Origin of the sequence: Rhodovulum sp., assembly GCF_011048875.1 — a bacterium.
Taxonomy (GTDB): Bacteria; Pseudomonadota; Alphaproteobacteria; order Rhodobacterales; family Rhodobacteraceae; genus Rhodovulum; species Rhodovulum tesquicola.
Genome location: NZ_DSDD01000495.1, coordinates 1 through 9,213, shown reverse-complemented (window position 1 = coordinate 9,213; position 9,213 = coordinate 1). Strand labels below are relative to the sequence as shown.

Annotated in this window: 8 protein-coding genes and 3 pseudogenes; 5 read left to right on the top strand and 6 right to left on the bottom strand. The window is 69.1% G+C overall.

The features are described from left to right. Positions 1–184 precede the first annotated feature (184 nt). Positions 185–586, top strand: a pseudogene (locus ENN83_RS16750) (amidohydrolase family protein); the annotation flags it as partial. A gap of 115 nt (positions 587–701) precedes the next feature. Next, the gene (locus ENN83_RS16745) at positions 702–1,223 is read left to right on the top strand and encodes an amidohydrolase family protein (protein ID WP_287188956.1); all 522 of its coding nucleotides are present in this window, start codon (positions 702–704) and stop codon (positions 1,221–1,223) included. Between the two features lie 246 nt (positions 1,224–1,469). Here the strand turns inward: ENN83_RS16745 and ENN83_RS16735 are convergent. The 4 genes and pseudogenes from ENN83_RS16735 to ENN83_RS17255 form a co-directional block, all read right to left on the bottom strand. Further along, positions 1,470–3,432 (bottom strand): annotated as a pseudogene (locus tag ENN83_RS16735) (2Fe-2S iron-sulfur cluster-binding protein); the annotation flags it as partial. Further along, entirely contained in the window at positions 3,429–3,728 is a 300-nt protein-coding gene (locus ENN83_RS16730; RefSeq protein WP_287188955.1) for a sarcosine oxidase subunit delta, read from the bottom strand. The pseudogene ENN83_RS16735 and the gene ENN83_RS16730, both read right to left, overlap by 4 nt. A gap of 10 nt (positions 3,729–3,738) precedes the next feature. Beyond that, positions 3,739–4,461: pseudogene (locus ENN83_RS16725) on the bottom strand (FAD-dependent oxidoreductase); the annotation flags it as partial. Then, on the bottom strand, positions 4,439–4,579 hold the full coding sequence (locus tag ENN83_RS17255) for a hypothetical protein (protein WP_414707686.1): 141 nt from the start codon (positions 4,577–4,579) through the stop codon (positions 4,439–4,441). The gene ENN83_RS17255 and the pseudogene ENN83_RS16725, both read right to left, overlap by 23 nt. 100 nt (positions 4,580–4,679) lie before the next feature. On the opposite strand from ENN83_RS17255, the gene ENN83_RS17070 reads away from it, so the two are divergent. Next, entirely contained in the window at positions 4,680–5,081 is a 402-nt protein-coding gene (locus tag ENN83_RS17070; RefSeq protein WP_349760150.1) for a hypothetical protein, read from the top strand. Beyond that, positions 5,060–5,701 carry a GlxA family transcriptional regulator gene (locus ENN83_RS17065; protein WP_349760149.1) on the top strand — a complete coding sequence of 214 codons (642 nt, stop codon included), beginning with the start codon at positions 5,060–5,062 and terminating at the stop codon, positions 5,699–5,701. Before ENN83_RS17070 ends, ENN83_RS17065 begins: the two co-directional genes overlap by 22 nt. On the opposite strand, the gene efp is transcribed toward ENN83_RS17065, so the two are convergent. Continuing rightward, the gene (gene efp / locus ENN83_RS16715) at positions 5,677–6,243 is read right to left on the bottom strand and encodes an elongation factor P (RefSeq protein ID WP_287188953.1); all 567 of its coding nucleotides are present in this window, start codon (positions 6,241–6,243) and stop codon (positions 5,677–5,679) included. The genes ENN83_RS17065 and efp overlap by 25 nt on opposite strands. Before the next feature lie 101 nt (positions 6,244–6,344). Between efp and epmA the strand changes: the two genes are divergently transcribed. After that, a complete protein-coding gene (epmA, locus tag ENN83_RS16710) occupies positions 6,345–7,382 on the top strand; it encodes an EF-P lysine aminoacylase EpmA (RefSeq protein ID WP_287188951.1) in 1,038 nt (345 codons plus the stop codon). Positions 7,383–7,644: 262 nt separating this feature from the next. On the opposite strand, the gene ENN83_RS16705 is transcribed toward epmA, so the two are convergent. Beyond that, entirely contained in the window at positions 7,645–8,661 is a 1,017-nt protein-coding gene (locus ENN83_RS16705) for a hypothetical protein (protein ID WP_287188949.1), read from the bottom strand. Between the last annotated feature and the right edge of the window lie 552 nt (positions 8,662–9,213).

Sequence of the window (9,213 nt, the reverse complement as noted above, 5' to 3'; positions counted from 1 at the left end):
CGGCGAGACGCTGGCGCTGCGCGAGGGCGTCGACATCCTGATCGCGGGCGAGCGGATCGCCGCCCTGCCGCCGACCGGCCAGGGCCCGCAGGAGGCAGAGCGGATCGATTGCGGCGGGCGCGCGGTCATCCCCGGCCTGATCGACGCGCATTGGCATGCGACGCCGGTCGCGGTCAGCCAGATCGTGGCGCTGACGCAGGATATCGGCTTCGTCCACCTGATGGCCGGGCGCGAGGCGGGCGCCACGCTGATGCGCGGCTTTACCACCGTGCGCGATGTCGGCGGTCCCGCCTTCGGGCTGAAACTGGCGATCGACCGCGGTGTGGTGGCCGGACCGCGCATCTTCCCCTCGGGCGCGATGATCTCGCAGACCGCCGGGCATGGCGATTTCCGCCTGCTGAACGAGTTGCCACGCTTTCCCGACACGCCCGCGAACTACATCGAACGGCAGGGCGTTGCGCAGATCGCCGACGGCGCCGACATGGTCCTGCGCGCCGCGCGCGAACAGCTGATGAAGGGGGCGAGCCAGCTCAAGATCATGGCGGGCGGCGGGGTCGCCTCGCTTTACGATCCGCTGGACGCCACGCAATACACCGAACGCGAGATGCGCGCCGCAGTCGAGGCGGCCGAGGATTGGGGCACCTTATGTCAGCGCCCATGTCTACACCTCGACCGGCATCCGGCGGGCCATCGCCGCGGGCGTGAAATCCATCGAGCACGGCCAGCTGGCGGACGAGGACACCGTGCGCGTGATGGCCGACAATGGCGTCTGGTGGTCGATCCAGCCCTTCCTCGCCGACGAGGATTCCAACGCCTACACCGACCCCCGCCAGATCGCCAGGCAGCAGCAGGCCGCCGAGGGCACGGTGCGCGCCTTCGATCTGGCGCACAAGCATGGCGTGAATGTCGTCTTCGGCACCGACATCCTGTTCAACGCGCAGGGCGGCGCGTTGCAGGGCCGCAACCTGGCCAGGCTCGCCCGCTTCATGTCGCCGCTCGAAGCCCTGCACAAGGCCACCGGCGCGGCGGGCGCGCTGCTGGCGCTGTCGGGCGATCGCGCGCCCTATGCCGGGACCCTGGGCGTGATCCGCGAGGATGCGCTGGCCGATCTGCTGGTGATCGAGGGCGATCCGGAAACCGATCTCGCCTGGCTCGAAACTCCCGACACCTCTCTGCGCCTGATCCTCAAGGGCGGGCGGATCGTAAAGGATACGCTGGCGTGATCGCGAAACGGGCGGGGCAGGGGGCGCGGCCGGCACACGCATCGACGCGACCATGAGCGGCCCGCTTTCCGGCGTCCCCCGGCGATTCCGCGCGCGCGCTCACAGACCGGCGGCAAGTTCCTCTTGCCCGATCTCCAGCAAGGTGCGGACATGCGGGACGAAGGAGCGCCAGACATCCATGCGGAACGCCTCGGGGCCGTCGCGCCAGAGCACCACGGTCGCGCTGTCGAACAGCGTGCGCACCCCGCGCCCCGGCGCCACCATGTCGGGCCGGGACAGCGAGCGTTTGCCCACGAAATCGGGCTTGGCCTTGCCGATGGCCCAGCCCCGCATCCGCGGGCGTCACCGTGCCGTCGGTGTCCTGCCCCACGATGATGAAGCCCTTTTCGGCGCGCAGCACATGCATCGTCTCGGTGCCATAGGGGCAGATGTCAAAGGGCGCACCCGCCGCTATCAGCGCCCGCCACAGATCCAGCCCATACCGCGCGGGCACGTTGATCTCGAAGCCCGGCTCGCCGGTGAAACTCAGCCGGAACAGCCGCGCGGGGATGCCCGCGACGCGGCATTCGGCGACGGACATGTGCGGGAAGGCGTCGGCCGAGATGCCCTCGCCCGGGCGGGGGAAATACCAGGCGCGGCGCCATTGCGCGACCGGTTCGAACACCGCGCCCTGTTCCTCGGCCCAAGGGTCGATGGGGGTCTTGCGCGTCACCTCGAAATGGCTGCCCCGGTGATAACCCGCCAGCGCGCCGAAGGTCGTGGGCGTATAGGGCGGGCGAAAGGTCGTCAGCCCCACCTGCGGCGGGGCCTTGCCCAGCGTGTCGGCCGCGATCATCAAGCCATTGATATTAGCCAGCTTCCCCTGATCGGTGGCCATGCCGGTGGTGGTGTAGCGCTTGACATGCTCGATGGATTTCATCCCCTCGCGCACGGCCAGGCGGATGTCCTTGGCGGTCACGTCGTTCTGGAAATCGACAAAGGCCCGCGCAAGGCCGGGGGCAAGGTCGCTGGGCAATTCGCGCAGCGCCTCGCCGCTGCCCGTGCGGTCATGGGCCGCTTGGGGCGCTGCCTCGGACGCCGCGTGCCCCAGCGCACGGGCCGCGGCCACACCCGCGGCATCGCCATCGGCCAGCACGGCACCACAGCCCCACAGCCCCTTGCCCGCGCCCGCGACATGGCACTCCTCGATGGTCTCGCCGGGCAGATAGGTCTGCGCCGCCGCATCCCAGATCAGGCTGCCCTTCGTGTGGGAAAACAGATGCAGCGAGGGCGTCCAGCCGCCCGACATCAGCAGGCAGTCGCAGGCGATGGGCTGCCCGCCCGCCACCTGCCCGTCCTTCACCCGGTTCACCCGCACCGACCGCACCCGCAGCCGCCCTGCCGTCGCCGTCACGCTATGGCCCGCCAGCACCTCGATCCCGCGGCTCCGCGCCTGGTCCAGCAGGTCCGCCGGGGGCGCCTCGCGCGTGTCCACCAGAACCGCGATCCGCGTCCCCGCATCGGCCAGGTCGAACGCCGCGAAATAGGCGTTGTCATGCGAGGTCACGACCGCCGCCCGCTTGCCTACCAGAACGCCGAAGCGGTGCAGATAGGTCTGCGCCGCCCCCGCCAGCATCACGCCGGGCCGGTCATTGCCGTCAAAGACCAGCGGCTTTTCGATTGCGCCTTGCGCCAGCATCACGCGCAACCCCGCCCGCGCCGCCGCCTGCCCCGCGGGCCCCGCACCGACCACCAGCAGGTCGGCATGCAGGTAGCGCGAGGCATAGCGGTCGGGATCAGGCTCGCCCGGTGCACGGCCCAGCCCCGCGGCGGCGCGGATCACCGGCTCGTAAAGCCTGTCCCAGAAGGCGCGCGGCCACATGAAGGTCTTGTAATAGAACCCCGCCGAGAACAGCGGATATGCCAGGTCATTGACCGCCCCCAGATCGAAGCCCAGCCCCGGCCACTTGTTCTGGCTTTCCGCCACCAGCCCCGCACGCAATTTCTGCATGTTGCCGATCAGCGCGTTCGGCTCCTCCGACCCGGCGGTGACGGCGCCGCGCGGGCGGTGATGCTTGAAGGACCGCCCCATCAGATGCACGCCATTCGCCAGCAGCGCCGAGGCCACCGTATCCCCGCGCAGGCCCGTATAGCTGCGCCCGTCTAAGCTGAAGCGGACCGGCGCGGCATGATCCACGCGGCCCTTGCCCGGAATGCGATAGCGGCTCATTGCGCGTCCCCCGTCCCGGGCAGGCCGGGGCGTGCCTCGCCTGCCTTGTAGGTCATGAGAAAGCGGTCGCTGACCGTGTCGCGGATGGCGTTGAAGAACCGCCCGCAGCCATGGACATGGCGCCAGCGTTCGTAATGCGGACCCTTCGCATTGGTGCGGATGAAAAGGTAATCGCGCCATTCCTCGTCGCTGGTCGCCATCGGATCGGCGGGCCGCGCGACATGCGCCTCGCCGGCATAGGCGAATTCGGCCTCGGGCAGGGTCTCGTCGCAATAGGGGCAATGGATCAGAAGCATGGGTCTGTCCTCAATGCGCGACAGCGGCCGCCGCCGCCTCGTCGATCAGCCGGCCGGTGGTGAACCGCTCCAGCGTGAAGGGCGCGTTGATCGGGTGGGGCGCGTCCCTGGCCACGGTCCAGGCCAGCAGATGCCCCGCCCCCGGCGTCGCCTTGAACCCGTCGGTGCCCCAGCCGCAATTGACGTAAAGCCCCGGCACGGGCAGCTTGCCCAGGATGGGCGAGCGGTCGGGCGTCACGTCCACGATGCCGTCCCGTTTGCGCAGCATCCGCATGCGGTTGAAGATCGGGAACACCTCGCAGATCGCGGCCAGCGTATGCTCGATCAGCGGCAGGCCGCCGCGTTGCGAATAGCTGGTATACTGATCGGTGCCCGAGCCTATCACCAATTCGCCCTTGTCGGACTGGCTGATATAGGCATGCACCGTGTTCGACATCACCACGCAGGGGAAACAGGGTTTCACCGGCTCGCTGACCAGCGCCTGCAACGGATAGCTTTCCAGCGGCATGCGGATCCCTGCGCTGTTCATCAGCACGCTGGTATGCCCCGCCGCCGATACCGCCACCTTCTTCGCGCGGATGAAACCGCGCGCCGTCTTGACCCCCTCGACCGCGCCATCCGCCCCGCGCCGGATCGCGGTGACGGGGCAGTTCTGGATAATGTCCACGCCGCGCGCCGCCGCCGCCCGCGCATAGCCCCAGGCCACCGCATCATGCCGCGCCGTGCCCGCCCGCGCCGACGATCACCACGTCATATTCCGCCCGGGGCTGGCTGTCGGGCCACCGCTCGCCCCAGCCCTTGTGGCCGGTCAGCGCGTTCTTCAGCAGCGACATCGCAGAGAAACGGGTCATGGCGCATTCCTCGCGGGCGGACTTGCAATATGGGCCAGTATCGCAGGAACCCGCGGGAAATCACTGTATGAATGCCTCAGAGCGGTATTATGATCGCGTCATGGCCAGCCCGGATCGCCCCCCGTCCCATCCGCCAGGGCCGCGCCTGCGCGTGGGCGTCGTTCTGGCACGGCGCTTCACGCTGGCGGCCTTCGCCAATGTCGTGGACGTGCTGCGGCTGTCGGCGGACGGGGGCGACCGGTCGCGCCCGATCCATTGCAGCTGGAAGGTGCTGTTGGCCAGCATGGACCCCGTCCGGTCAAGCTGCGGCATCGCGATCGGCCCGGACGAGGCCCCGGGCGATCCGGCGCGCTTCGATTACATCGTGGTGGTCGGTGGCCTGATCGACGAGATCGAGCGGCTGGAGCCTGCCTATACCGCCTTCCTGCAGCGTGCGGCCGCGGCGAGGGTGCCGCGGTCGGCGTCTGCACCGGTGCCTTCGTGCTGCACCGGGCCGGGCTGATGCAGGGCTATCGCTGCTGCGTGAGCTGGTTCCACCACGACGATTTCGTGGACCAGTTCGACGGGCTGGTGCCGGTCTCGGACCGCATCTTCGTGGTGGATCGCGACCGGCTGACCTGTTCGGGCGAGGCCAGTTCGGCGCATCCGGCTGCCTTTCTGGTCGAACGCCATATCGGCCGGGTCGCCGCGCGGAAAAGCCTGCGCATCATGATCATCCCCGAGGAAAGGGCCGGGGACGATCCGCAACCGGGCCTGCCGCTTGATCTGAAGACCCGCGATCCGCTGGTGCGCAAGGCGCTGCTGCATGTCCAGCAGAACCTTGACGTCCCGCCCGGCGTGGCCGAGGTGGCGGCGCGTCTCGGCGTCAGCCGCCGCAAGCTGGAACGCCATTTCCGCGAGGCGCTGGACCAGACCCCCAAGGCCGCCTTCCTGCGGGTGCGGCTTGCGCAGGTGCGCCTTCTGCCCGACCGCTCGGACCGGTCCGTGACGCAGATCGCCACCGCCACCGGCTTTTGCGACGCCTCGCACCTGATCCGGGCCTTCCGGCAGGCCGAGGGCGTCACCCCCGCCGCATGGCGGGGCAGGGGCGGGGCCGCTCAGTCCCTCGACCGCTCCACATAGGTATTGTCGGCGGTGTTGATGACGATCCGCGTGCCCACGTCGATATGCGGCGGCACCATGACCCGCACGCCGATATTGGTCATCGCGGGCTTGTAGCTCGAGGACGCGGTCTGCCCCTTGACCACCGGCTCGGTCTCGGTGATCTCGACCACGATCTTCTGCGGCAGTTCGATCGCGATCGGGTTGTCCTCGAAGGTCTGCAGGAACACCCGCATTCCCGGTTCCAGATAGGCTGCCGCATCGCCCACAACGTCGGGGCTGGCAACGACCTGATCGAAGGTTTCGGGGTTCATGAAATGATAGCCCTCGCCATCGTCATACAGGAAATCGTATTCCCGTTCGTCGACATTGGCCTTCTCCACATGCTCGGTGGTCTTCCAGCGCTCGGTGACCTTCACCCCGTCCGAGATCCGGCGCATGTCGACGGATGTCGTCGGCGTGCCCTTGCCGGGGTGGAAGTTCTCGGCCCTGAGAACGACATAGAGCTGGCCATCCTTTTCGACGACATTGCCCTTGCGGAGCGAGGAGGCGATGACTTTCACGGGGCGGGTTCCTTGTGGACAGGCGTTGCGCGCGTTAAGCGCCGGATCGGACAGGCCCCTAGCCGAACTTGGCGCGAAATTCCAGACGAAAGGCGCAGATCGTGACCCAGACCCCGTGGTGGCACCCCGACCGGCATGCCGACCGCCGCCCCGCGCTTCTGGCCCGCAACCGCATCCAGGCCGCGATCCGGGACTGGCTGGAGGGGCAGGGCTTCACCGAGGTCGATCCCGCCGCGCTGGCAATCAGCCCGGGAAACGAGGCGCATCTGCATGCCTTTCCCACCGACGCCATCGGCAATGACGGCGTGGCACGGCGGATGTATCTGCACACCTCGCCCGAATTCGCGATGAAGAAACTGTTGGCGGCGGGCGAGACGCGGATCGCCGCCTTCGCCCATGTCTGGCGCAACCGCGAAAGCGGCCCGCGCCACAGCCCCGAATTCACCATGCTGGAATGGTATCGCGCGCACGAGGATTACGCCGTCCTGATGGACGATACCGCCGCGATGCTGCGGCTGGCCTGCCAGGCGGCGGGCACGACCCTGTTGCGCCACGGCGATGCCGACTGCGACCCGTTCCAGCCCCATGAGCGGATTTCGGTCGCCGAGGCCTTCGCGCGCCATGCCGGGATCGACCTGCTGGCCACGATCCGGCCCGATGGCACGACCGACCGCGACGCTCTGGCGGCGCAGGCCACGGGCGCCGGGATCGGGCCGGCCGGGGATGACACTTGGTCCGACATCCTCAGCCGCATCCTGGTCGCCCGGGTCGAGCCGCATCTCGGGCAGGGCAGGGTGACCATCCTCGATCGCTACCCCGCCGCCGAGGCGGCGCTTGCCCGCACCTGCCCCGACGACCCCCGCGAGGCCGAGCGCTTCGAGGTCTATGCCTGCGGCGTGGAACTGGCCAACGGCTTCGGCGAGCTGACCGACCCCGCCGAACAGCGCCGCCGCTTTGCCGCCGAGATGGACGAGAAACAGCGCGTCTACGGCGAGCGTTATCCACTCGACGAGGACTTCCTCGCCGCGCTGGCGCTGATGCCGCCCGCCTCGGGGATCGCTCTGGGATTCGACCGGGTGGTGATGCTGGCCACCGCCGCCCCGCACATCGAGGACGTCCTCTGGACCCCGCCCGGCTGAGGCGCGCGCCGCGCGGTCCTGCCGGGTCCGAAGGTCGGGAAGGGCCGCACCCGGTCGTTCCTGGCGGTCGTTCCCTGTCGGGCCAGAAGTCCGATGAAAGTCCGATGAAAGTCCGACGGTTTTCCGATTTTGCGCGGCCCTGCCTAGCGCGGCGATCCAGAGGCCCAGCCGCCGGATCGCCGGATGTCGGCAAGAGGCCGGAAAACCGGCCATTGCGGCCGCAAGCGGGTCCCCGTGACGGGGACAGAAAGGCCCGCCCGGATCAGGAATCGCCCGCCGGGCGAAGCTCCTCCGGCAGCAGGGCAGGGGGCAGAAGACCCCCGACCGGATCGACCAGGATCTCGGCGGCGACCTGGTCGCGCGCTGCGTCATCCCCCGCCAGAACGGCAATAAGGGACAGCACGGCCTCGCACCGGTCGGCGTCCATCAGCCCGGCAGCATTGAGTTTTTTCAGCTCCGCCGCCACTTCGCCCGCATATTCCCCGAAACCCAGCGCCGCCAGCGCGCCGCCGGAGGCCATGTCCTCCCGGGCGGCATGGGCAAAGGCGAAGAGCACCACCTGGCTCAGCGCCTCGCCCGCCGTCTCGCCGCGCGCAAGCCGGTCGCCGACCAGCGCCTCACCGGCAAAGGTCAGCTCCATCCCGAGGCCCGCCAGCACGTCGCGCAGCCCCTCCATGACCTCCGGCTCGACCCCGTGCGACAGCGACACGCCCCCCGCGGGAACCGGCGCACCGCCCAGATCCTCGGTAAACGCCGCCAAATCCCTGCGATCCGGCCGCGCTGCCCGCGCAGCCCCCCCGGCCGCGCGCGCCGCCTTGGCCGGGACGGTATCCTTGACGGATAAATTTTCTGGTTTCAGAGGGTTGGCAGGCGACGCCGCCACGGGGCCCGCGCCTGCCGGTTCCGGTTCAGGCTCGCCGATCCCGGCGGCAGGCGGCTTCGCGACAGGCGCAATCGGCGCGGTCGTCGACCCGGACGCCCCCAGTTCGGGTTCGGTCGCCGGGTCGGTTTCCGCCGCGGCAGCCAGCCCGGACTGCGTGAGCCTGAACAGCAGCGCAGGCCGCGCCCCGAACACCCGGGCCAGCAGGAACGGGCGGCGATGAATTTCCTCGATCAGCCCGCGATCCACCAGCGAGGCCAGCGGCCTGGTGACCTCCAGCCCGCGCCCCCGGGCCATGACGGAGAGCCTGTCGCGGTCGACCCCACCGCGCTTGTCGTCGATCTCGCGGATGACGGTCAGCAGAGCCCTTTCGGCCCGGTCAAGCGGCTTGTCCTTCATGATCGCCTCTCAGGAAATGGCACTTGCGACGTGGCAGATCGAAGACAGGCCGTCAATCTGCACGATCGGCGCGCGACATCGGGACAGCCCACGCAGGCGCCGCGCGCGGGATCCGCCCGGCAAATGACGGCCTGTTCCTTCCGGGTCACACGGAGGCCTGTGTATGACCGCCGACCCGGGGGTCGTCGCTGCGCGCGGATCGACCGGGCCTTCGACAGGCGTCCCTGAAACACCGGGAACCACAGGGATCGCCCTGCCGCTGCGGGGTTTTCCCTGCAGCCGGTGAACCCCGGGCGGCCTCATGCCTGTAACAACCCGATCCCGCCGTACGGACGGCGCGTTTGCCCCTGCCCCGGGAGGTCGGGACAGAAATTTTGTCCCTCGGCAAAAAAACCTCTTGCGACTCTCTTCGGTGCTGACTAGATACCACCCTCACCGGCGGCGCTGAGGCGGTGTTGGTGGTCTGGACGGGTTGTGATGCTGGTCTGGATTGGACAATTGGGGATGATTGCTGGCGGGTAGCGCTGTTCAGGGATGGCGCGCCGTTTGGTT